The sequence below is a fragment of the Mesorhizobium comanense genome, assembly GCF_005503535.1.
GTDB lineage: Bacteria > Pseudomonadota > Alphaproteobacteria > Rhizobiales > Rhizobiaceae > Mesorhizobium > Mesorhizobium comanense.
Genome location: NZ_SCNN01000001.1, coordinates 26467 through 49590, shown reverse-complemented (window position 1 = coordinate 49590; position 23124 = coordinate 26467). Strand labels below are relative to the sequence as shown.

General features: G+C 64.1%; 26 protein-coding genes. 11 read left to right on the top strand and 15 right to left on the bottom strand.

All coding sequences use genetic code 11. The features are described 5' to 3' along the window. Window positions 1-2: 2 nt before the first annotated feature. Complete coding sequence (locus FFS37_RS00265) at window positions 3-626, bottom strand: LysE family translocator (RefSeq protein ID WP_137928933.1); 624 nt, start codon at window positions 624-626, stop codon at window positions 3-5. Window positions 627-782: 156 nt separating this feature from the next. Beyond that, entirely contained in the window at window positions 783-905 is a 123-nt protein-coding gene (locus FFS37_RS36425; RefSeq protein WP_137928932.1) for a hypothetical protein, read from the bottom strand. 227 nt (window positions 906-1132) lie between these two features. Between FFS37_RS36425 and FFS37_RS00255 the strand changes: the two genes are divergently transcribed. The 4 genes from FFS37_RS00255 (at window position 1133) to FFS37_RS00240 (ending at window position 5684) form a co-directional block, all read left to right on the top strand. Continuing rightward, on the top strand, window positions 1133-1906 hold the full coding sequence (locus FFS37_RS00255) for a L,D-transpeptidase (protein ID WP_137928931.1): 774 nt from the start codon (window positions 1133-1135) through the stop codon (window positions 1904-1906). Between the two features lie 99 nt (window positions 1907-2005). Beyond that, window positions 2006-3172 carry a diphosphate--fructose-6-phosphate 1-phosphotransferase gene (locus tag FFS37_RS00250; protein ID WP_137928930.1) on the top strand — a complete coding sequence of 389 codons (1167 nt, stop codon included), beginning with the start codon at window positions 2006-2008 and terminating at the stop codon, window positions 3170-3172. Window positions 3173-3183: 11 nt separating this feature from the next. After that, entirely contained in the window at window positions 3184-3903 is a 720-nt protein-coding gene (locus tag FFS37_RS00245) for an MBL fold metallo-hydrolase (RefSeq protein ID WP_137929688.1), read from the top strand. Between the two features lie 257 nt (window positions 3904-4160). Beyond that, window positions 4161-5684, top strand: coding sequence for a DegQ family serine endoprotease (locus FFS37_RS00240; protein ID WP_137928929.1), 1524 nt, complete (start codon window positions 4161-4163; stop codon window positions 5682-5684). Between the two features lie 89 nt (window positions 5685-5773). Here the strand turns inward: FFS37_RS00240 and FFS37_RS00235 are convergent, their stop codons facing one another. The 10 genes from FFS37_RS00235 to hisB all read right to left on the bottom strand — a co-directional run bounded on the left by FFS37_RS00235 (window position 5774) and on the right by hisB (window position 13375). Further along, window positions 5774-7375: a hypothetical protein gene (locus FFS37_RS00235; RefSeq protein ID WP_137928928.1), complete on the bottom strand. Its 1602-nt coding sequence runs from the start codon at window positions 7373-7375 to the stop codon at window positions 5774-5776. A 98-nt stretch (window positions 7376-7473) separates the two neighbouring features. Then, window positions 7474-8433: a type I pantothenate kinase gene (gene coaA / locus FFS37_RS00230; RefSeq protein WP_137928927.1), complete on the bottom strand. Its 960-nt coding sequence runs from the start codon at window positions 8431-8433 to the stop codon at window positions 7474-7476. A 23-nt stretch (window positions 8434-8456) separates the two neighbouring features. Continuing rightward, a complete protein-coding gene (locus FFS37_RS00225) occupies window positions 8457-8780 on the bottom strand; it encodes a phosphoribosyl-ATP diphosphatase (protein ID WP_137928926.1) in 324 nt (107 codons plus the stop codon). 34 nt (window positions 8781-8814) lie between these two features. Then, a complete protein-coding gene (hisF, locus tag FFS37_RS00220) occupies window positions 8815-9609 on the bottom strand; it encodes an imidazole glycerol phosphate synthase subunit HisF (RefSeq protein ID WP_171026160.1) in 795 nt (264 codons plus the stop codon). After that, window positions 9606-10442 (bottom strand): arginase family protein, encoded by an 837-nt coding sequence (locus FFS37_RS00215; protein WP_137928924.1) that lies wholly within the window; start codon window positions 10440-10442, stop codon window positions 9606-9608. The genes hisF and FFS37_RS00215 overlap by 4 nt, the downstream gene beginning before the upstream one ends. Continuing rightward, entirely contained in the window at window positions 10439-11188 is a 750-nt protein-coding gene (hisA, locus tag FFS37_RS00210; RefSeq protein ID WP_137928923.1) for a 1-(5-phosphoribosyl)-5-[(5-phosphoribosylamino)methylideneamino]imidazole-4-carboxamide isomerase, read from the bottom strand. The genes FFS37_RS00215 and hisA overlap by 4 nt, the downstream gene beginning before the upstream one ends. Further along, a complete protein-coding gene (locus tag FFS37_RS00205; protein ID WP_232375544.1) occupies window positions 11185-11646 on the bottom strand; it encodes a bleomycin resistance protein in 462 nt (153 codons plus the stop codon). The genes hisA and FFS37_RS00205 overlap by 4 nt, the downstream gene beginning before the upstream one ends. After that, window positions 11643-12293 carry an imidazole glycerol phosphate synthase subunit HisH gene (gene hisH / locus FFS37_RS00200; protein ID WP_137928922.1) on the bottom strand — a complete coding sequence of 217 codons (651 nt, stop codon included), beginning with the start codon at window positions 12291-12293 and terminating at the stop codon, window positions 11643-11645. The genes FFS37_RS00205 and hisH overlap by 4 nt, the downstream gene beginning before the upstream one ends. Before the next feature lies 1 nt (window position 12294). Further along, window positions 12295-12771: a DUF2628 domain-containing protein gene (locus FFS37_RS00195; RefSeq protein ID WP_137928921.1), complete on the bottom strand. Its 477-nt coding sequence runs from the start codon at window positions 12769-12771 to the stop codon at window positions 12295-12297. A 4-nt stretch (window positions 12772-12775) separates the two neighbouring features. After that, on the bottom strand, window positions 12776-13375 hold the full coding sequence (gene hisB / locus FFS37_RS00190) for an imidazoleglycerol-phosphate dehydratase HisB (protein WP_137928920.1): 600 nt from the start codon (window positions 13373-13375) through the stop codon (window positions 12776-12778). Window positions 13376-13612: 237 nt separating this feature from the next. Here hisB and hslV point away from each other — a divergent pair, with 237 nt between their 5' ends. The 5 genes from hslV (at window position 13613) to FFS37_RS00165 (ending at window position 17746) form a co-directional block, all read left to right on the top strand. Beyond that, the gene (gene hslV / locus FFS37_RS00185) at window positions 13613-14164 is read left to right on the top strand and encodes an ATP-dependent protease subunit HslV (RefSeq protein WP_137928919.1); all 552 of its coding nucleotides are present in this window, start codon (window positions 13613-13615) and stop codon (window positions 14162-14164) included. After that, window positions 14154-14693, top strand: coding sequence for a GNAT family N-acetyltransferase (locus tag FFS37_RS00180; RefSeq protein WP_137928918.1), 540 nt, complete (start codon window positions 14154-14156; stop codon window positions 14691-14693). Before hslV ends, FFS37_RS00180 begins: the two co-directional genes overlap by 11 nt. Window positions 14694-14699: 6 nt before the next feature. Then, the gene (locus tag FFS37_RS00175) at window positions 14700-15299 is read left to right on the top strand and encodes a DUF2585 domain-containing protein (protein ID WP_137928917.1); all 600 of its coding nucleotides are present in this window, start codon (window positions 14700-14702) and stop codon (window positions 15297-15299) included. 4 nt (window positions 15300-15303) lie between these two features. Further along, window positions 15304-16614, top strand: a complete 1311-nt coding sequence (hslU, locus tag FFS37_RS00170) for an ATP-dependent protease ATPase subunit HslU (RefSeq protein ID WP_137928916.1) — start codon at window positions 15304-15306, stop codon at window positions 16612-16614. A gap of 172 nt (window positions 16615-16786) precedes the next feature. Next, a complete protein-coding gene (locus FFS37_RS00165; protein WP_137928915.1) occupies window positions 16787-17746 on the top strand; it encodes a DUF1402 family protein in 960 nt (319 codons plus the stop codon). 116 nt (window positions 17747-17862) lie between these two features. Here the strand turns inward: FFS37_RS00165 and FFS37_RS00160 are convergent, their stop codons facing one another. The 3 genes from FFS37_RS00160 to FFS37_RS00150 are packed head-to-tail and all read right to left on the bottom strand — an operon-like array spanning window position 17863 to window position 20531. Then, window positions 17863-19092 (bottom strand): NAD(P)/FAD-dependent oxidoreductase, encoded by a 1230-nt coding sequence (locus FFS37_RS00160; RefSeq protein WP_137928914.1) that lies wholly within the window; start codon window positions 19090-19092, stop codon window positions 17863-17865. Between the two features lie 5 nt (window positions 19093-19097). Continuing rightward, complete coding sequence (locus FFS37_RS00155; RefSeq protein ID WP_137928913.1) at window positions 19098-19412, bottom strand: MocE family 2Fe-2S type ferredoxin; 315 nt, start codon at window positions 19410-19412, stop codon at window positions 19098-19100. Between the two features lie 27 nt (window positions 19413-19439). Then, the gene (locus tag FFS37_RS00150; RefSeq protein WP_137928912.1) at window positions 19440-20531 is read right to left on the bottom strand and encodes a fatty acid desaturase family protein; all 1092 of its coding nucleotides are present in this window, start codon (window positions 20529-20531) and stop codon (window positions 19440-19442) included. 179 nt (window positions 20532-20710) lie between these two features. Between FFS37_RS00150 and FFS37_RS00145 the strand changes: the two genes are divergently transcribed. Further along, window positions 20711-21742, top strand: a complete 1032-nt coding sequence (locus FFS37_RS00145) for a LacI family DNA-binding transcriptional regulator (protein ID WP_137928911.1) — start codon at window positions 20711-20713, stop codon at window positions 21740-21742. Window positions 21743-22133: 391 nt separating this feature from the next. Then, window positions 22134-23075, top strand: a complete 942-nt coding sequence (locus FFS37_RS00140) for a sugar ABC transporter substrate-binding protein (protein WP_137928910.1) — start codon at window positions 22134-22136, stop codon at window positions 23073-23075. Window positions 23076-23124 lie beyond the last annotated feature (49 nt).

The following is a 23124-nucleotide window of genomic DNA, read 5'->3' as shown; positions in this document are numbered from 1 at the left end:
CATCAACTGCTGGAGCGCATTGCCACCGTGGCAATGCCGGCGCCAACCAGCAGCGTGCCGCCGGTGCGGTTGAAGATACGGATCGCCCTGGGGTTGCGCACGACGTTGCGGGCGCGCGCCGCGATCAGCGCGTAGCCGAAGGCATTGGCGAAGGCGAGCGCCAGGAAAGTCGTCTCGAAGATCAGCATCTGCGTCCAGAAGTCGGCATGCCGGTCGAGGAACTGCGGCAGGAAGGCGACGAAGAAGGTGATGCTTTTCGGATTGAGCGCGGTGACCAGCCAGGCATGCGCCATCATCTTGGCGGAAGACACCGCGTCGGTGCGCGGCTCGGCCCTCAACGCGCCGCCGGCGCGGAACAGCTTCACGCCGAGATAGATCAGATAGCCCGCGCCGATCAGCTTCAGAATGGTGAAGACACCAGCCGAGGCCGCCAGCAGCGCACCGATGCCCAGCATCGACAGCGTCATGGCGGTGAAGTCGCCGAGCGCCACGCCGAAGGCCATGGGCAGGGCCGTGCGCCAGCCCTGACCCAGCGCATAGGACACGACCAGCAGGATGGTCGGACCCGGGATGATGAGGAGGATGGTCGAGGCGGCGGTGAAGGCGGCCCAGTTTTCGAAGGACATGTTCGTCTCCCTTGAGCTCAAAGAAGAGGATAAATCCTTGGGTCCGGGAGAATGTAAAGAGACTGAATCTTTCTTTTGAACAAATCCTGTCGGGAGATCGCGGCGGGTTTTTCCCGGAATTGCCGCGCCGTCAGTTACGCCAGCGGCAGGTCGGCGTCAGTTCGCGGCGCTCAGCGCGCTCAAGATGTCGGCCAGGCTGACATCGGCGCCAAGGACCGTCGCCGCCGCGACAATGGCGGCAGCAAATAGCGTGATGTCGGCTTTTAACGTCTTGCACATGGAGGCCCCTCGCTGATCGCCCGAGAGCTAGGAAACGGCCGCGCCGGGATTATGACCTGACCGAGGTGTTTTTGTGCAGAACCCGGCGGCCGGCGGTCGTTCGTGATGGCCGTGCAAGGCGCAAACACAGGCACGGCAAGGCATTCACGCTTTATCAACCATGAATGATGAAAATGCCTGCTATCCGGCCGGACCGTGCTTCCGCCGGCAGCGTAGGGTTTGGGTATATGCGTGAGTTGCCGCGAGGTCCGACGCCGCCACGAAACGGCGACGCAATCGAAACCGATCTTCTTCTTTCGCGCCGCGCCGTTCTGTCCGGGGCCGGCGCGCTGGCCCTGCTCGGCGTCGCGGGCTGCTCGACTTCGGGTGGCGGCGGCGACCTGCCGGCGCTCCAGCTCGACGATACGGTCACCGGCTCGGTGCGGCCGATCCGCCCCTCAATCAGCGTCGACAAGAACATCACCAGCCCCGACGTGATGTACGCGGCATTGACCGACAACGGCTTCAACGTGCCTGAGGTGCCTTATCTCAAGGTCAAGCCGGAATTCCGCCGCCAGATCGTCGTCGACACCACGGGCGAGGCGCCCGGCACCATCGTCGTGCATCTCAAGGAGCGCATGCTCTATCTCGTGCAGCCCGGCGGCGATGCCATCCGCTACGGCGTCGGCATCGGCAAGGACGGTTTCCGCTGGTCGGGCCGCGCCAACATCCAGTACGGCAGGGAATGGCCGACCTGGACGCCGCCGCCGGAAATGATCCAGCGCAAGCCGGAACTGGTGAAGTGGCAGGGTGGCCAGCCGGGCGGCCTCACCAATCCGCTCGGCGCGCGTGCGCTCTATATATACCAGGACGGCAGGGACACCGGCTACCGCATCCACGGCTCGCCCGAATGGTGGAGCATCGGCCAGGCGATGTCGTCGGGCTGCGTGCGCCTCATCAACCAGGACATCATCGACCTCTACAGCCGCGTGTCGAAGAAAAATCCGGTCGTCGTGGTCTGATCGACCACGACGTGTTGGCGCCGCTCCAAACTCCCGTTGCGTGATCCCGCAAGACAGGCGAATGTGCCTGCCAGATCCACTGCCGGGAGACCCTGAAGAATGGCCGGAACTTTCGTCATCGCGCAGGGCGGCGGCCCGACCGCCGTCATCAACCAGACGGTCGTCGGCGCCGCGCTCGAAATCCGCAAACGGCATCCCGGTGCCAAGGTGCTGGGCTCGATCCACGGCGTGCGTGGCATCCGCGACGGTAATTATGTCGATCTTTCAGCCATCCCGGAGGACCGGCTGCGGCTGATCGCGGGAACGCCGAGCGCGGCGCTGGGCTCGACGCGCGACAAGCCGGACGCCGCCTATTGCGAGGTCATCCTCAAGGGACTGCAGAAGGCGGGCGCCGATGCCTTCATCTATATCGGCGGCAACGATACGTCGGGCACGCAGCAGATCCTGACCGATGCCGCCGGCGGCAAGATCGCCTTCGTACATGCGCCCAAAACCATCGACAACGATCTCGAGGAGAACGACCACACGCCGGGCTTCATCTCGGCGGCGGAATTCGTCGCCGGCGCCTTTCTCTCCGTCGACCTCGATTTCCGCGCCCTGCCCGGCATCTATGTCGGCATCGTCATGGGGCGGCACGCCGGCTTTCTGACGGCGGCGGCCGCCGCCTGGCAGCTCGATCCCGACAGCGGCCCCCACCTTGTCTACGTGCCGGAGCGGCCGTTTTCGGCGGCCGGCTTCATCGACGATGTGCGCGCCACGCTCGACCGTCACAAGCGCTGCATCGTCGCCGTGTCGGAAGGCGTCAGCACCGCCGACGGCAAGGCACTGGTCGAGAGCCTGGTGCCGCCGGAAAAGCTGGAACGCGACCAGCACGGCAACGTCAAATTGTCGGGCAGCGACCTGCCGGCGGCGCTTGAGCGCGCTCTGGCCGAGGGGCTGCCGGGCAAGCGGGCGCGTGTCGACGCGCTCGGCTATATGCCGCGCGGCTATGTCGGCGCCATCAGCGCCGTCGATGCGCAGGAAGCCTTCAATGCCGGCGCCTTCGCCGTCACCGTCGCCGAACAGGGCGGCGGCTCGGTGGCGCTGCAATATGACGGCAGCAAGACGGTGCTGAGGAAAGTGCCACTGAAGAACGTCGCCGGCAAGACGCGCCACATGCCGGACAATTTCATGAAGCCCGATGTCAACCAGCTGTCCGATGCCGGCATGGCCTATCTCAAGCGGCTGGTGCCGGAGAAATACAAGGTCGGGAAGCCATTCGTCTGATGGCGACCGCAATGCAGGACTGGTTCAGCACGTGCATCGTCGACGACAGGACGACGATGCTGACCGAGCCGTTCGTGAATTCTTATGTTCGCGCCAACATCTGGCACCTCACGGGCCGGGACGCCGACCTCCTGGTCGACACCGGCATGGGCATCTGCCCGCTGGCGCCTGAGATAGCGACGCCAGAAGGCAAGCCGTTGCTGGTCGTCGCCACTCATATCCATCTCGATCATGTCGGCTCGCTGCACGAATTCCCTTGGCGAGCGGGCCCAAGCATGAGCGCCGCGCAGTTCGAAAGCATGGATGACGCCGCTACCTACGCCTACATGTTCCACGATCTGGAAGGCGCGGTCTCGAAACTGCCGGCGCCGGGCTGGAAATCGGCCGACTACAGGATCCCGCCGGCGCCGCTGACGAGGACGCTTGGCGAGGGCGACGTGATCGATCTTGGCGACCGCCAGTTTCGCGTGCTGCATCTGCCCGGGCATTCGCCGGATTCGATCGCGCTGTTCGACGAGAGCGACGGCCTGTTCTTCAGCGGCGACGCCATTTATGACGACACGCTGATCGACAGCCTGCCGGATTCCGATCGCTGCGCCTATGTCAACACCATGCAGCGCCTGCTCGACCTGCCGGTACGGATCGGCCATGGCGGCCATGGGCCGAGCTTCGACGGCAACCGTATGCGAGAGATTGCAAGGGCTTACATCGAACAGGCCGGCGATATCTGAGCTTTGCCAGCATCGCCGTGGCGGGACCGTCCTGATGTCCGCCACATTACCAACCCGGCGCGAAGAATTAAATCTTTGTAATATAATCGAAAAAACCTAATTCGCCCGCATCCGCGTCCTAGATTCCGGTTTCATCGACCCGAGCAGCCGCCGCATGAAGCGAGACAGGCAGCCGCGACGGCCGATACGCCGAATGGGCCGTTTCGCACCCAGACTGGCCACGGCGCCAAACCCAATGTCTCGCACGGACAACGACCATGTCATCCCTCAACATTCTTCGCAGACATCGCGTCGCCGCATTGCTGGGCGCCGCCCTCATCATCAGCCCTGTCGCCTTTTCCGTCGCCAGGACCAATCATGCCGTGGCCGGGACCATGACCCCCGTCGCCGGTGTAACCGCGCCCAACGGCTCGTTCGCGCCGATCGTGGCGGCCGACAAGCCGGCGGTGGTGACCGTCACCACCATCATGAAGGCGCAGCCGGCAAGCGCCGATAGCGGGATGCCTCTCGGCAACTCGCCGTTCGACCAGTATTTCCGCCAGTTCTTCGGCGACCAGGGCATGCCCGCTCCGCAGACACCGCCGCAGCAGGCGCAACGCGCCGAAGCGCTCGGCTCCGGCTTCATCGTCGATGCCGACGGCACGATCGTCACCAACAACCATGTCGTCGACGGCGCCTCGTCCATCAAGGTGACGCTCGATGACGGGACGGAACTTCCCGCCAAGCTTGTCGGCCGCGACGCCAAGAACGACCTCGCGGTGCTGAAGATCAAGTCCGACAAGCCCTTGCCGACGGTCAAGTGGGGCGATTCCGACAAGCTCATGACCGGCGACCAGGTTCTGGCGATCGGCAATCCGTTCGGCATCGGCACCACGGTCACATCAGGCATCGTTTCAGCCCGCGGCCGCGATCTGCACAGCGGGCCATTCGACGATTTCATCCAGATCGACGCCCCGATCAACCACGGCAATTCCGGCGGCCCGCTGGTCGATGTCAACGGCAATGTCGTCGGCATCAATACGGCGATCTACTCGCCCAATGGCGGCAGCGTCGGCGTCGGTTTCGCCATCCCGTCGGACCAGGCGCAGAAGGTGGTCGCCAAGCTGATGAAGGACGGCTCGATCCAGTATGGCTATCTCGGCGTCGAGATCCAGCCGGTCACGCCTGACGTGGCGAGCGCCATCGGGCTCGACCATGCCGGAGGCGCGCTGGTGTCGCAGGTCAATGACGGCTCGCCCGCCGCCAGCGCCGGCGTCGAAACCGGCGACGTCATCACGGCTTTTGCCGGACAGGACGTGAAGGACCCGAAGGATCTGTCGCGGGCTGTCGCCGATGTCGCTCCCGGCGCCAAGGAATCGCTCGATGTGTGGCGCAAGGGCAAAGCCATGCAGATCTCCGTCGATGTCGGGCGCAACAGCGACGATGTGAAGACGGCTTCGACCGGTGATTCAGACACGCCGAGCGCCGATCAGGGCTCGCGCGCGCCGGCCATCGGCCTCGGTCTGCTCGACATCACGCCCGACATCCGCCAGCAGATGAACCTCGCCGACAACGAGCATGGCGCAGTGGTCGCCCGGGTCAACCCGGACAAGGCGGCGGCCGCGGCAGGCATCCAGCCCGGCGATATCATCGTCGCCGTCAACCAGGCCCCGGTGAAGAGCGCCAAGCAGGTGACACAGGCAATCGCACAGGCCAGCAAGTCCGGCCGCAAGTCGGTGCTGTTGCTGGTCGAACGCGACGGCAGCCAGATCTACGTCGCCGTGCCGTTCGCCAACGGCTGAGACAAGGCGTTGCAGCCGTGTGGATGCGGCCGGCCTGTCACCAAGGCGGCGGGCCGGCCGCATCCGATCTCAAACCCGCCCGGCGCCTTTCAGCCGTGGGCGGCGATATCGCCGCGGATGAACACCGTCACCGACGCGCCTTGATACAAAAGGCGATAGTTGCGCAACGCTTGCGCAATCGCCGGAGCGTCATGCAATGACGGCACCGCAGGCAGGTTCTCCGGTTTCAGCAGCACGGGCGGACGCGGTCCGGCCGTTCCGTCGTCGATGATGATATCGGGCCGTTTGGCCTGGAGTTCGCCCGCGATCGACGCCGTGTATTGTTGCCTGAGCTCCGCCAGGTTCTGGCGCACGCCGGGATCGGGTTCGTTCGCCACCAATATAGCGGCGTCGTTGATCATCCAGCCGGACTGCTGGCGTCCCACGAAACGACCGCCCGCCATGCGGGTTAGCGGGTTGCTGAACTGCAGCTGCGAGGCGATAGAGATCATCGTCGGATGATCGACCGCGCGCACGATCGCCGCCGTCGCCGCATCGAGGTCGCGGCGGGACTGGGTATAGGCGAGCCCCTGCTGCAGCACCGTCAGAAGCATGATCGAGAAGAAGCCGAGAACAGCGCCCGCCTTGACCGGCAGCGGCAGGCCACGGAACGGCTTGAGCCGGCCATATTGCAGCATGAGCGCCAGGACGCCGAATGTCAGGAACGGCACCGCCTGGTAGGTCCAGCCCTTGCCCATGATGACGAAGGCCGGAACATAGGCCGTCCCGGCGAGCAGCATGGTCCCGGCGTCGCGTGCGGGCCTGCCGGGATAGGCCATCGCCAGCGTGGCGACAGCCATGGCGACGAACATCGTCACCTGCCACAGCATCAGCACGTCCACCACGGGCATGCGCATGGGCAGATAGACCTGACGCAGCAGGGGCATCACGTCGGTAAAAAAGGGCCGCATGAGGATGGCCAGGGCAACGAGATAGGCCAGGGTAAGCACGGCCCCGATCACATTCTCGGTCGTCAGAAGCGGGCGCGGCGAACGCCGCTGCAACGCAACAACGAGCGCCGGCACGGCCAGGGCCAGCACGCTGTAGGGCGGCTTGATCATGACGAAGATGCCCGCGCCCACCCCGGCAACGATCCGCTCGGCCAGACTGCCGGCGCTGAAATCCACGCTCCGGGCGCGCGCGGAAAACAGGGCCAGCCAGGGCAGCAGCACGATCACGGCTATCTGCTCGCGCTGGCCGAAATCGATCGGAAACAGGAACAGCACGAAGAAAACCGCTGCCGGAAGCATCCAGAGATGCCGCCTCAGCGTCCCGTCCGTCCGCGCGGCAATGCGCGCCGAGAACCAGACCGAGGCGATCGCAAGCGCGGCAACACCGGCGCTCACCCAAAACTCGGCCGGCAGGCCGGTAAGCCGCTCAAGCAGCACGAAAGGCAGATAGAGCCAGATCGAAAAGGCCGGGTTGACCTCGATGATATCGACGGAAAGGCGTTCGCCGTCGAGCACCCGTTCGCCGATCGTGAGCAGCCAGGACACGTCGACATTGCCAGGCAGCAAAACGAACGAGGCGAAGACCGCCCAGGCGGCAATCAACAGCGTGGCGCAGGCCGGCCAGACGAAACGGCTGGCGGTCGTAACCCCGACGGATTGCAGACCGACCTGTTGGTCGGAAGCAACAAATGGCGCATCCATGCCAGCGGTCCTCACCACCAAAGCAACAGTCGCGCGCCACCTTTAGCAAAGCCGTAGTTAAGGCCGTTCTAATCCTGCCCCGAAGCCTCTCGTCGACTTCAAAGTTTGCGCAGCGCCACTTCCTCGATCAGATGGTCGGCGCCCTTGCGCAGGATCAGATCGGCGCGGGCACGCGTCGGCAGGATGTTCTCGCGCAGGTTCTTCAGGTTGATGTTGGTCCACAGGCCCTCGGCGATCGCCTTGGCCGCATCCTCCGACAGCTGCGAATAGCGGTGGAAGAAGGAGTCCGGATTGCGGAACGCCGTCTCGCGCAGCCGCATGAAGCGGGAGATATACCACTGGTGGATCAATCTCTCGTCGGCATCGATATAGATGGCGAAATCGAAGAAGTCGGACAGGAAAGGCACGATCTTGCCGTCCTGCGGCAGCTTGCCGGGCTGCAGCACATTGATGCCCTCGAAGATCAGGATGTCGGGCCGGTCGATGGTGACGAACTCGCCGGGGATGACGTCGTAGGTGAGGTGGGAATAGACGGGCGCGCGGACATCGCGCTGCGCCGACTTGATGCCGGAAAGGAAGCGCAGCAGCGCGCCGACATCGTAGCTGTCGGGAAAGCCCTTGCGCTCCATCAGGTTATCGCGGCGCAGCACCTCGTTGGGCAGCAGGAAGCCGTCGGTGGTGATCAGATCGACCTTGGGGCTCGACGGCCAGCGCGCCAGCAGCTCCTTCAGCACGCGCGCGGTCGTCGATTTGCCGACCGCGACCGAGCCGGCGATGCCGATGATGAACGGTGTCTTGACCACGTCGACAGCGTTGAAGAACGCCTGGCGCTGCCGGAACAGCAACTGGCTCGCCTCGACATGCGCGGACAAAAGCCGCGACAGCGACAGATAGATCCGCTCGACTTCCGCAAGATCGACCGGATCGTTCAGCGAGCGCAGGCGACGGAATTCATCGTCGCTCAGCGTCAGCGGCGTGTCGGCGCGGAACTGCGACCATTGCTCGGCAGAGAAAAAACGAAAGGGAGAATATTTCTCGGTCGGCGCGAGCTGATCCATCGAGATACCTGCCTCCCTCGCGCTCAGCCCTTCGGCCGCGACGCCTTCTCGGCGACGCCCGAACGCCCGGTGCGGCTTTCGAGCTCCTTGACCACCTCGCTCAGCGGCACCCCCGAGATGCCCAGAACGACAAGCCAATGATATATAAGATCGGCACTTTCCGAAACGAGGGCATGCCTGTCGCCCTTGACGGCGGCAATCACCGTCTCGACAGCCTCTTCGCCCAGCTTCTGCGCCGCCTTGTCGATGCCGCGCGCAAACAGCTTCGCCGTCCACGAGTCCGGATCGCCGGACTGGGCGCGTTCCCTGATGAGTGTCTCCAGATCGGAGAGCGAAAATTCAGCCATGCCGCCTCAGGCCCTTTTCTTAGCCGGACAGCCTCTAGGGCCGAACGCCCGAGGAGTCCAGCCGCATCGGCAGCCCGGCCGCTGCCATATGGGCCTTGGCCTGAGCGATGGTGTAGGTGCCGAAATGGAAGATCGAGGCCGCCAGCACCGCGCCCGCATGGCCATCGCGGATGCCTTCGACCAGGTGATCCAGCGTGCCGACGCCGCCCGAGGCGATGACAGGCGCGCGCACGGCATCCGATATGGCGCGTGTCAGCGCGATGTCGTAGCCGGCCTTGGTGCCGTCGCGGTCCATCGACGTCAACAGGATCTCGCCGGCGCCGCGATCGACCATTTTCCGGGCGAATTCCACCGCGTCGATGCCGGTCTTCTCGCGTCCGCCATGGGTGAAGATCTCCCAGCGGTCGGCCTCACTGGGCCCGGACACCTTCTTGGCGTCGATGGCCACGACGATGCACTGGTTGCCGAACTTGTCGGCGGCCTCTGCGACGAAATCCGGATTTTTCACCGCCGCCGTGTTGATCGACACCTTGTCGGCGCCGGCCAGAAGCAGCTTCCTGATGTCGGCGACCTGGCGCACGCCGCCGCCGACGGTCAGCGGCATGAAACACTGCTCGGCGGTACGGGCGATGACATCGAAGATGGTTTCGCGATTGTCCGACGACGCGGTGATGTCGAGGAAACACAGTTCGTCGGCGCCGGCCGCGTCATAAGCCTTGGCCGCCTCGACCGGGTCGCCGGCATCGATGAGGTCGACGAAGTTGACGCCCTTGACGACACGTCCGTCCTTGACGTCGAGACAGGGGATGACGCGGGCTTTCAGCATCAGCGGCCCTCTATCGTGGCGATCAGATCGTTGAGCAGCTGGCCAACCAGCGGCGGCACGTCGGCCTGGGCGTCGAAGGCCGGATCGTAGGCGGACACGGTGATGCCGACGATCGGCACCGCGAGCGCCATGGCACAGGCCGCGTCACGCAGTTGCTCGGGGTTCGGCCCGCCCGGGGTGACATAGCGGTTGGCCTGCAATTCCCGGGGATCATGCACGTCGAGATCGAGATGCATGTGCACGCGGCTGGCGCCGGCGGCCTGCAATTTCTCCGTCGCCTGCCCGACGCCGGGACATTCGGTGCGGATGACCGGCAAGGTCTTCAGGAGTTTTTCCTCGGCGGGATCGAGATCACGGGCGTTGACGAGGACGCAGCGTGATGGATCGATCGGCTGGAAACCCGGAATGGCCCCGGCCATCGGGCGCCAGCACAGGCCAAGCACCGTCGACAGCGCCATGCCGTCGAGGAAGCCATGGATAGAGGTCTCGGGCGTGTTGAGATCGCCATGCTGGTCGGCCCAGATGATGGCATCGGCCCCTTCACCAGCGACGGCGCCGGCCGATGTCAGGCAGTTTCCGGCAAGCACGATGGGGAACCGGCCCCTGTCGCGGGCAATGCGGACCTCGCCGGAGACGGCGTTGCAGACGGCGAAGCCGGTGGCGATCTCGCGCTCCTGGGCGTCGCCGACCTTGCCGATGTCCTCGACCGTCACGTCGTGGCCGGCCATGGTCAAGGCATCGACCAGGCCGCCGGCGATCAGCGCATCCGGGCCTTGGCCCATGCCGCCGTGGTAGTGGCCGCTGTCATAGGAGGCCAGGATAATGGTGATGTTCACGATTGCGCCTCCGCCACCGGCCTGCCCCGCAGAACCGCCAGCGCCTCGGCAGGATCGATGCGGCCGTCATAGAGCGCCCGCCCCGATATGGCGCCTTCGAGCTTTTGCGCATCCGGCATGGTCATGCGCACGATGTCGGCGATCGAGGCAAGGCCGCCCGAGGCGATGACCGGGATCGACACGGCTTCAGCGAGATCGATGGTGGCATCCCAGTTGATGCCGGTCAGCACGCCGTCGCGGTCGATATCGGTGTAGATGATGGCGGCCACACCGGCGCCCTCGAACTTTTTCGCCAGTTCGATGACGCCAAGGCTCGACGCCTCGGCCCAGCCCTCGACCGCCACCTTGCCGCCCTTGGCGTCGATGCCGACGGCAACCTTGCCCGGGAAGGCCTTGCAGGCCTGCCTGACCAGGTCGGGATCGCGCACCGCCACCGTGCCCAGGATCACGCGGGCAAGACCACGGTCGAGCCAGTCCTCGATCTGCGCAATCGTGCGGATGCCGCCGCCGAGCTGTACCGGGTTCTTCGTCGCCTTGAGGATGGCGCCGACCGCCGCGCTGTTGACGCTCTGGCCCTTGAAAGCGCCGTTGAGGTCGACGACATGCAGCCATTCGAAGCCCTGGTCCTCGAACGCCCTGGCCTGCGCGGCCGGATCATCATTGTAGATGGTCGCCGTCGCCATGTCGCCATGCTTGAGGCGCACGCATTTGCCGTCCTTGAGGTCGATAGCTGGAAAAAGGATCATCGAACACTCTCTGGCTTTGCCACGCGTCTGCCGAGCGGCTTGCTCAATCGAAGCAGATAACCGTCCGGGTCCGAAACGACGAACTGCGACACGCCGACGTCAATGTCACCGGCTCGATACCATTTCTCTTCGACGGCGATGTAGAGAGGCCAATTCGCGGCTTGCAGCCTTTCGACCGGAGGCTCTAGATCGACAACTCCTACCTGAAGGTTGATCCCTCGCCCGAAAGGAGGTTGCAGTTCGGCGTTGATCCACCTGCCCATGTTATCCCGTTGCGAGAGCATGACCTGTGCGCCAGCCAGATCGAGATAGGCAAACTGTTCCTCGGGCCGCTCGTATGCGACTGCAAAGCCGATAACATCGCGCCAAAACCACAAGCTGCGCTCGATATCGGTGACAATCAGCTCGGCCGCCAGTGGCGCCCACGAAAAATCCACTGGCAACGTGCCGTCGCTCACGGCTTCCACCTCAGGAAATTGGTGATCAGCGCCAGGCCGAGCGCCTGGCTCTTTTCGGGATGGAACTGCGTTCCGGCGAGGTTGTCGCGGGCGATGGCGGCGGTCACCGGGCCGCCATAGTCGGCGACCGCCAGAACCTCGGCCGGCTTCTTCGCATCGAGATGGTAGGAGTGGACGAAATAGGCGTGCAGCCCCTTGGTTCCGGTCGGAATGCCGGCAAACAGAGGATGCTCACGCCTGAGTTCGATCGTGTTCCAGCCGATCTGCGGGATCTTCAGCGCCGGATCGGTGGGGGTGATCTCCTTGACGTCGCCGGAAATCCAGCCAAAGCCATGGGTGATGGTCTTTTCCAGGCCGCGCTCAGACATCAGCTGCATGCCGACGCAGATGCCGAGGAAAGGCCGGCCCTTACGAACAGCGACCTCCTCGACCGCTTCCCACATGCCGTCGACGGCACGCAAGCCGGCCGCGCAGTCGGCATAGGCGCCGACGCCGGGCAGGACGATGCGGTCGGCGCTGCGCACCCGGTCGGCATCGGCGGTCAGGTCGATCTCGGCCGCGATGCCGGCTTCGCGCGCGGCGCGCTCGAAGGCCTTGGTGGCCGAGCGCAGATTGCCCGACCCGTAGTCGATGATTGCTACCCGCATGTCAGCGCCGTCCGGGAACGTGGTTCAGCCCGAGCGCCATGCCGGGCTGCGCCGGACGCGCCAGCCCGGCATCCGGGACCATGCGGGGTGCCTCCGCGGCTTCTTCGGCCTGATCCTCGGCTTCGAGAGCATAGCGCGTGTCGGCATCATCCAGCCGGCCTGCCTGGACGACGCCCCATTCATGCCAGCCGCGCCGGCGCAACGCGGCGATGCGCAGGCCCTGGCCTTCGAGGCCTACATAGAGGGATACGAGCAGGGACAGGAGCGAACCAGCGACGCCAAGGCTGAGCTTCTGGCCAAGCATCGAAAGCGCGCCCATGACGAGAAAGGCAATCCCTGCCTCGACCCACAGCCGGTTCCAGGCAAGCCACAGCGGCGGCACCAGGAATCCAAGCCAGGTGAAGCCATCGCGGACAAAGGCGGTCGTGTCGACCTTCTCGCTGCGGCCGGGTGGTTCCATGACGACATAGGCAGCCATGACGCTATCCCTTCAACGAACCTTTGGTGGAAGGAACCGCGTCCGGCTGGCGCGGGTCGCGTTCCAGCGCGGCGCGCAGCGCACGCGCCACCGCCTTGAAGCAGGTTTCGGCGATATGGTGGTTGTTGGCGCCATAATGATTGGTGACATGCAGCGTGATGCCGGCATTCTGGGCCAGCGCCTGGAAGAATTCGCGCACCAGTTCGGTGTCGAAGGTGCCGATCTTGGGCGACGAGAACGCGACGTTCCAGACCAGGAAGGGACGGCCCGAGACATCGATCGCAGCGCGCGTCAGCGTCTCGTCCATCGCAAGGTCGATCGAGGCGTAGCGCATGATGCCGCGCCGCTCGCCCAGCGCCTTGGCCAGGGCCTGGCCAAGCGCGATGCCGGTGTCCTCGACCGTGTGGTGGTCGTCTATGTGCAGGTCGCCCTTGGCCCTGACCGTCATGTCGATCAGGGAATGGCGCGACAGCTGGTCCAGCATGTGGTCGAAGAAGCCGACGCCCGTCGCCATGTCCGACTTGCCCGTGCCGTCGACGTGCACCGATACGGCGATCTCGGTCTCCCTGGTCTTGCGGGTGACTTCGGCGGAACGGGACGCCATGACCTGGTCCTTGTTTCAGAGGCCCGAAACCGCGAACCGGCTTCGAGCCATTCACGGGCTTGAAAACGAAAGCCTTCTATCAGCATGATCCGGCGATTGCCAGTTACCTCTGGCAGAGGTACCGGCCTTGGTTGGAAGGCGATTTGCAATCAAAGGCTCCATGCATACATATGGCCGATCAAGTCACTCGTACCGCGCCAATCGCCTCCCAGGGATCGCGCGAATCGGAGCCAGGAAATGTCTGATAATCTGACCATGCACGCCACGACCATCGTGACGGTGCGCAAGGGCAACAAGGTGGTGATCGCCGGCGACGGCCAGGTCAGCCTTGGCCAGACCATCATGAAGGGCAACGCCCGCAAGGTACGCCGCATCGGCAAGGGTGGCAATGTGATCGCCGGCTTCGCCGGCGCCACCGCCGACGCCTTCACGCTGCTGGAGCGGCTGGAAGCCAAGCTCGAACAATATCCCGACCAGCTGACGCGCGCCTGCGTCGAACTCGCCAAGGACTGGCGCACCGACCGCTATCTGCGCCGGCTGGAAGCGATGATGCTGGTGGCCGACAAATCGGTGTCGCTGGCGCTGACCGGCAATGGCGACGTGCTCGAACCCGAACACGGCGTCATGGCCATCGGTTCGGGCGGCAATTATGCGCTGGCCGCGGCACGCGCCCTGATGGACACCGATAAGGATGCTGAGGAGATCGCCCGCAAGGCGATGCAGATCGCGTCCGACATCTGCGTCTACACCAACAACAACTTTGTTGTCGAAACGCTCGATGCCGCCTGAAACAGTCGCGCTCTATGATTTTCGGCCGGTGACCAAAAAGGACCTGCCGATGATCGCGGGCTGGCTCGCCGAGCCGCATGTGGCCGAATGGTGGGACGATCCCAAGACGGAGATCGCCCGCATAAGCGACCATATAGAAAGCGTTTCGGTCGAGCCGCTGATCGTCGAACTCGACGGCAAACCGATCGCCTATCTGCAGAGCTACGACCCTCACCTGGAAGACGACCACCCGTATGCGGACCAGCCATTCGGCACCCTCGGCATCGATCTGACGATCGGCCTGCCGGAGCTGGTCGGCATCGGCCATGGCTCCGCCATCGCGCGCCAGTTCGTGGAAGAGCTGTTCGATGAAGGCGTGCCACGCGTCGTCATCGACCCCGATCCCGCCAATATCAGGGCCATCCGCGCCTATGAAAAGGCAGGATTTCAGGCCATCGATCGCAGGCGATCGGAATATGGCGACGTCGTGCTGATGGCTATCGATGCTGAAGAGGGCGACGCCGAAGAAAGCGACGGGGAAGAGGGGTAATAGGGCATGAACGCATCCACGCAGGACAAGGACCTTTCGGCCTACGAGAACAGCTGGCGGATGGGGCTGCTGATCGTCGCCGGGCTGATCGTCGTCCAGGCGGTGACGCTCTATCTGATGGGCCATCCGCCGATCTGCACCTGCGGCTACGTCAAGCTCTGGCACGGTGTGGTGAACAGTTCGGAGAATTCCCAGCACATTTCGGACTGGTACACCTTCTCGCACATCATCCACGGCTTCCTGTTCTACGCGCTGGCAAGGGTCCTGTTCCCGCGTTCGCCGATCGGGCTGAGGCTGGCATTCGCCGTGCTGATCGAGGGCGGCTGGGAGTTGCTGGAGAACAGCCCGTTCATCATCGACCGCTACCGCGCCGGCACCATCTCGCTCGACTATTACGGCGACAGCATCATCAATTCGGCGTCCGACACATTGGCCATGGTGCTGGGATTTGTGATGGCGCGGAAGCTACCTATATGGGTGATCGTCAGCCTCGCCATCCTCTTTGAACTGGGTACCGGCTACCTCATCCGGGACAATCTGACACTCAACGTGATCATGCTGCTGCATCCGTTCGAGGCCATCAAGCAGTGGCAAAGTGGAATTTAGTGATATGAGCACATTCTCACCGCGTGAAATCGTTTCGGAACTCGACCGCTTCATCATCGGCCAGAAGGACGCCAAGCGCGCCGTGGCCATCGCCTTGCGCAACCGCTGGCGCCGCCAGCAGCTGGAAGGCCAGATGCGCGAAGAGGTGATGCCGAAGAACATCCTGATGATCGGGCCGACAGGTGTCGGCAAGACCGAGATCTCGCGCCGTCTGGCGCGGCTGGCCGGCGCGCCGTTCGTCAAGGTCGAGGCCACCAAGTTCACCGAGGTCGGCTATGTCGGCCGCGATGTCGAGCAGATCGTGCGCGACCTTGTCGAGATCGCCATCGGCCTGGTGCGCGAAAAGATGCGCGAGGACGTCAAGGCGCGCGCCCATGTCAACGCCGAGGAACGCGTGCTGGAAGCGCTGGTCGGCAAGACCGCGAGCCCGGCAACGCGCGACAGCTTCCGCAAGAAGCTGCGCGACGGCGAACTCGACGACAAGGAGATCGAGGTCGAGGTGGCCGACACCGGCAATGGCGGCATGCCCGGCTTCGAGATTCCCGGCATGCCGGGCGCTAATATCGGCGTGCTCAACATCAACGACATGCTGTCGAAGGCGATGGGCGGCAAGAAGACCAAGATGCGCAAGACGACGGTGAAGGAATCCTACGACCTTTTGGTCAACGACGAGTCCGACAAGCTGCTCGACCAGGACGAGGTCGTGCGCCGGGCGCTCGACGCCACGGAGAATGACGGCATCGTCTTCCTCGACGAGATCGACAAGATCGCCGCGCGGTCTGACATTTCGGGCGGGCCTTCACGCGAAGGCGTGCAGCGCGACCTGCTGCCGCTGGTCGAAGGCACCACGGTGGCGACCAAATACGGGCCGGTGAAGACGGACCACATCCTGTTCATCGCCTCGGGCGCCTTCCACGTCTCCAAGCCGTCGGACCTGTTGCCCGAACTGCAAGGCCGCCTGCCGATCCGGGTCGAACTGCGGGCGCTGGAGAAGGAAGACTTCATCCGCATCCTGACCGAGACCGAGGCCAGCCTGATCAAGCAGTATATCGCGCTGATGAAGACCGAGGGCGTCGACCTGACCTTCACCGACGATGCCATCGATTCGCTTGCCGGCATCGCCGTCGACCTCAACGCCAGCGTCGAGAACATCGGTGCAAGAAGGCTGCAGACGGTGATGGAGCGGGTGCTGGACGAGATTTCCTACGACGCGCCCGACCGCAATGGCACGGCGGTCACCATCGACGCCGCCTATGTGCAGAAGCATGTCGGCGACATCTCCAGGAACACCGATCTGTCGCGCTTTATCCTCTAAGGACCAGGATCGACCGCGTTCGGCGCCAGTTCCGGACAAAGTATCCGCGCCGAAACATGTGTGGCCAGATGGTACCATCTGGCCACCTTTCGTCTTGCCGGGCGAAGGGGCGCTCTCGACTCAACCCAGAGCTTTACCTAGTTTGCCCGCAATATCTGCAGGCGGCGGTCGCATGAAAAAACTGGTCCTGGTCATTCTCTGTCTGACGCTGGCGGCGACGCTTTATGCCGCCGAGGCGGCGGCACTGGTGCCGCCGGGAAACCGCAATGCCGAGCAGCCGGACATTCCAGGCGCCTCGAGCCGGCGCACGCAGGCGACCAACACCACCTTCCAGGCCAAGTACCGCAAGGTCTATGCCCTGCTGCAGGGCGACCCCGACCTGCGCGCCAAGATCAGGAAGGCGGCGGCGGCCTATGGCATCGATCCGATGCACATCGTCGGCGCCATCGTCGGTGAGCACACATACAATGTCGACGCCTATGACCGGCTGCAGACCTATTACGTGAAGGCGATCTCGTATCTCTCCAGCAAGCTGTCCTTCGCCTATAACGGCGAGGATGTCAGCGATTTCGTGCAGCGGCCGGAATTCAAGAAATGCGCCGGCATGTCCGACAGCTACGACCTCTGGGAATGCCGCGAGCAGGTCTGGAACCACGCGTTTCGCGGCAAGACCGTCGGCGGCGAGGACTTTCCGGACAACCGTTTTGGCGCCACCTTCTTCCAGCCCTATTATGCCGGCCAGACCTTCGGCCTCGGCCAGCTCAACCCGCTGACCGCCCTGCAGATGAGCGATCTCGTGCACAAGGTCTCCGGCCTGCCGAAGCTCGACGTCGCCGACCCCAATTCGGTCTACAAGACCATCATGGATCCCGATCTGACGCTGCCTTACGTGGCGGCGACGATCAGGAAATCGATCGACGCCTACAAGAGCATTGCCGGTTTCGACATTTCGGGCAATCCGGGGCTCACTGCCACGCTCTACAATGTCGGCAATCCCGAGCAGCGCGCCTATGCGCTGAAAGCCGAAAACGACAAACGCCGCGCCGCCGGCGAACAGGCGAAGCTGCCCGAAGAAAATTATTATGGCTGGCTGGTGAACGACAAGCTGCCGGAGCTGAAGGCGCTGTTCTAGGCGCTCTTTACCTCCCTCTTGCGGGGAGGTCGGACCGAAGGTCCGGTGGGAGTCCGGTGCCGCACCCCCACCCCGCTGCTTCGCAGCGACCCTCCCCACAAGGGGGAGGGTAAAACTCAAACCGCCAGCAACGACTTCAACTTGACCGCCTGCGAACCCAACGCCTCCGGCGCCGGCGTCGCTCGCCTGGCGATCAGCATTTCGGCCAGCCTGATATCGCGGGCGACCGCATTGCCGGGGCCAATGCCGCTGGCCGCCACCAGCCTGCCGTCCTCAGCCAGATGAAAGAGGATGAAGGCGCCCTCGCCGAGATCGCGGCGAACCGTGATCTTGCCTTCGTCGGAAAGTCCCGCGATCTGTAGGCTCAGCGCATACTGATCCGACCAGAACCACGGCACCGCCGCATGCGCCTCGCCGGCGCCGAGCATGTTCCTGGCCGCCAGCGCGCCCTGTTCCTGCGCGTTGCGCCAGGCTTCCAGCCGCACGCGGCGGCCGCCATAGACGGCAAGCGGGAACGAACAGCAGTCGCCGGCAGCGAAGATATCGGGATCGCTGGTAAGGAGCTGCGCGTCGACTGATATGCCATTGTCGATCGCCAGGCCGGCTTCGGCGGCGAGACCGGTGACCGGCACGGCGCCGATGCCGATGATGGCGAGGTCGGCTGTGATTTCCCGGCCGCCGGCAAGCGCTACGCGCACCTCCTTGCCGTCGTCGGCGATGGCGGCAATGCCGTCCCCGCAGAGGATGTCAACGCCCTCGCTGACATGCGCATCATGAACGACTGCCGCGATCTCGGCCGGCACGCCGCGCATCAGGATACGCGGTTGCGCCTCGATGACAGTGACCGAAGCGCCCAGTTTGCGGGCGGACGCGGCGAGTTCGAGACCGATGAAGCCGCCGCCGATGACGGCGACACGGTTGCCGGGCCGAAGGTAAGCCCGGATGGCCAGCGCGTCGGCAAAGGTCCTCAAATACACACAGCGCGGGCCAAGGCCGGGCATCGGCAGCTTGCGCGGAGTCGAGCCGGTGGCCAGCAGGAGCTTGTCGTAGGAGAGCGAAGACCCGTCCGACAGGCGCACCTCGTGCGCCGCGCGGTCGATCGCCACTGCGCGCACGGAATGGAGATGCCGGATCGATTTTTCGGCCAGCAGGTCGTCGCTGACGATCGCCTTGATCTCGGGTGCATCGCTCGCCATTGCCTCTTTCGACAGAGGTGGCCTTTCGTAGGGCAAATGCGGCTCGTCGCCGACCAGCGTGACAAGCCCGTCATAACCGAGGTCGCGGAGCGCGAACGCGGCCCGCCCGCCGCATTCGCCGGCGCCGATGATGACCATTCCCCGCGTCATCTCGGTCACCCGATCTGAATGAGGACTTTGCCGGCGTCGACCTTGACCGGATAGGTCCTGAGGTTGACGCAGACGGGGGCGCCCCTGGCCGCACCGGTCTTATAGTTGAAGCGACCATTGTGCTTGGGGCACTCGATGATGTCGTCCATCACCAGCCCGTCGGCCAGATGCACCTTCTCATGCGTGCACAGGCCATCGGTGGCGAAGAACTCGTCGTCGGGGCTGCGATAGATGGCGAAGGTGCGTCCGCCATGGTCGAAGCGCATCACGTCTTCTTCGTCGATATCGTCGGCGGCACAGGCCTCGACCCAGTCGCTCATTTCATCCTCCCATGCGGTCGTTCGGTGTCATTCCGCCGCCGCGGCGACGGTGTCGTTGTGGAATTCCTCGCGGTAGGGCCTGGCGGTCGGCGGCAGCTCGCGCTTGAGGAAATAGTCCTCGTTGCGCAGCTGGCGCAGGAACACCGGGATCATCTCGCGGTAGCCGGCCAGGATCGACGGCGTTGGCGCCGGCAGATCGTGCTTGATCAGCTCATGCAGCCTGGGCAGCGCATGATAGGGCACCATCGGGAACATGTGATGCTCGACGTGATAGTTCATGTTCCAGTAAATGAAGCGGCTGACCGGGTTCATGTAGACGGTGCGGCTGTTGAGCCTGTGGTCGGTGACGTTATCGGCGAGGCCGCCATGCTGCAGCAGCCCGACCATGACGTGGTGCCAGGCGCCATAGAGCCTGGGCAGGCCGACCAGCATCAGGGGCAGGAACGATCCGGTGTAGAGCGCCAGCGCAATGGTCGCGGCATAGATCGCGGTCCAGATTCGGGCGATGCGGATGGCCTTGCCCTGTTCCTGCTCGGGAATGAAGGTCTTTTCGGCCGCGCTGATGTTGCCGGCGGCGTTGCGCAGCATATCGCTCATCGCATGCCAGGCATCGAGGACGCCGACAAAGCCTAGGAGCGCGCGTACCAGGTCGGGCGGGCGCATCACCGATATTTCCGGATCGCGGCCGACGATAATGGTGTCGGTGTGGTGGCGCGTGTGGCTCCAGCGCCAGGTCACCGGATTGCGCATGATCATGAAGCAAGCGATCTGATAGACCGCGTCATTCATCCATTGCGTGCGGAACGCCGTGCCGTGTCCGCATTCATGCCAGCGGGAATCGGTGGAAGAGCCGTAGAGCACGCCATAGACGAAGAAGAACGGAACGCACCACCAGCTGCCCCAGAACCAGGCGCCGCCGGCCCCGCTGACGACCAGCGCCGTGAGCCAGATCGCGGTATCGCGGATCGCCGGCCCGTCGGAGCGCTGCATCAGCTCCTTCATCTGCTTGCGGGGAATGTCGGTGTGATACCATTCGGCGGCCGAGAGGCCGGTTTCCACGGCGAGCTTGGCGTCGCGGCCGATCAGGCTGTAGTCACGCCGGGATGGCGCTGCGGTCATGATTGCCTCCCACGGCAAGGTCTTCGCGAGGCGGATGCCGGTCACCTGCTGCTTGGCACCCAATGGCTTCGAGGCTGAAAATACCGCCGGGCAGTGATGGACTCAACATCACAAAGATAGTTTCTATCATTTCCTATCAGAACAATGTATCATGACCGCGAAATCGAATGAGGACGACGATGGCGAAACGGCCGACCATAACAGATCTGGCGCGCGTCTCCGGCGTCAGCGTCGCCACGGTGGACCGGGTGCTCAACAATCGCCTGCCGGTGCGCGAGGAAACGGCGCGCCGGGTCTACGAAACCGCGACCGAGATCGGCTATCACGCGGCCGGCCTGATCAAGCAGCGGATGCGCCATGAACTGCCTGAATACCGGCTCGGCTTCCTGCTCTTGCGCGGCAATGACGTCTTCTACAGCGAGTTCGCGCGGCAACTGGAACTGGCGGTATCGCAGTCGCAGCGCTTCCGTGGCGTCGCGGTCATCGACTTTGCCAGTTCGCTGACGCCAGACGAGATCGTCGAGCGCACACGCAAGCTGGCCACCAGATGCCGGGCGGTCGCGCTGGTCGGGCCGGACCACCCGACGCTCACCGTCACGGTCGAGGAGATGAAAGCCAAGGGATTGCCGGTGTTTTCGCTGCTGTCCGACTTCGCGGCCGGCATCCGCGAGGGTTATGTCGGCCTCGACAACCGCAAGGTCGGCCGTACCGCGGCCTGGATGATCTCCAAGGCGGCGAAGCGCCCAGGCAAGGTCGCGCTGTTCGTCGGCAGCCACCGCTTCCACGGCCACGAACTGCGCGAGATCGGCTTCCGCTCCTTCTTCCGCGAGCAGGCGCCGGACTTCACCTTGCTCGAGACACTGGTCAACCTGGAGGCCAACCAGATCACGCAGGATACGCTGCTTGAGCTTCTGGCCCGCCATCCCGATCTCGTCGGCTGCTATGTCGCCGGCGGCGGCATGGAAGGCGCCGTCGCGGCGCTGCGGCAGGCAAAGCCGGAGGACATGCCGGCGGTCGTCTGCAACGAGATCTCGGCGGTCTCGCGCGGCGCCCTAGCAGACGGCGTTCTGACGATGGTGATCTCGACGCCGCTGGCGGCACTTTGCCGCGAGCTGCTCGATCTCATGGCACATGCCATCGAGACGGGGGCGGCGAATGCGCCGGGGCAGACGTTCCTGCCGTTCGACATCTATCTGCCCGAGAATATCTAGCTATCGGCGTAGCCTGCCTGCCACACCTGTCGGCGGCATGCGAGAATCCATCATGGCTGATGTAGGCCGCATTGCCCGCAGATCCGCCTCCGGATCGGCCAAGCGACCGGCGCGCGGTTTCTCTGCCTGCTCTGAACTTGCCCGCCTCGGTGCCAAAAACGCGCAGGTCGGTTTGGAATCGCCCTTGACGCCTCGATGCGAAATGGAATAAATATTTCACGAGCAGTGCATTTTGGTTCTTTCGTTCCGGAACATCTGTTTCAAACAGGCGGTTTGGCGTTCCAGCCAGGGCGAAATCACAGACGGGACGGAATGAGGAGAAATTCCCCGGGGAGATCGGGGATTCCGGATAGATCGGTGCAACCGGACACCAAAGCGGAGGAGAGATACAATGAAGAAACTTATTTTGGGCGTCGCCTTCGCGGCGCTGATGAGTTCATCGGCTTTTGCCGCCAAGATCGGCGTATCGATGGCCAAGTTCGACGACAACTTCCTCACCGTGCTGCGCAACGGCATGATCGCGCAGGCCAAGGGCATGAGCGGCGTGGAGCTGCAGGTGGAGGACGCGCAGAACGACGTCGCCAAGCAGCTCGACCAGATCAAGAACTTCGCCGCTTCGGGCGTCGACGCCATCATCGTCAACCCGGTCGACACCTCGGCCACGCAGGCGATGTCGGATGCCGCGGCCGCGGCCAAGATCCCGCTGGTCTACGTCAACCGCGAGCCGGTCAATGTGAACACGCTGCCCGACAACCAGGCATTCGTGGCTTCGAACGAGGCCGATTCCGGCACGCTCGAGACCAAGGAAGTCTGCCGCCTGTTCAAGGAAGCCGGCAAGAAGGAAGCCAATGTCTATGTGATCATGGGCGAGCTTTCCAACCAGGCCGCCGTGCAACGCACCAAGGACATCGACGATGTCATCGCCACGCCGGACTGCAGCTTCATCAAGATCATCGACAAGCAGACCTCGAACTGGAACCGCGACGAAGCGCAGAACCTGATGACCAACTGGCTGTCGACCGGCAAGAAGTTCGATGGCGTCATCGCCAACAACGACGAGAGCGCCATCGGTGCGATCCAGGCCATGAAGGCCGCCAACATCGACATGAAAACCGTTGTCGTCGGCGGCGTGGACGCTACCCAGGATGCGCTCGTGGCGATGCAGGCGGGTGACCTCGCCGTGACGGTGTTCCAGGATGCGGCGGGCCAGGGCGCGGGCGCGCTCGATGCGGCGCTGAAGCTGTCCAAGGGCGAGAAGGTCGAACGCAAGGTCTACGTTCCGTTCCAGCTGGTGACCCCGGCCAACATCGACAAGTTCCTGAAGAAGAACTGAGCGGCGGGCCTGCCCCTGTGGGCGGCGCTCTCTGGCAGCAGACAGCGCC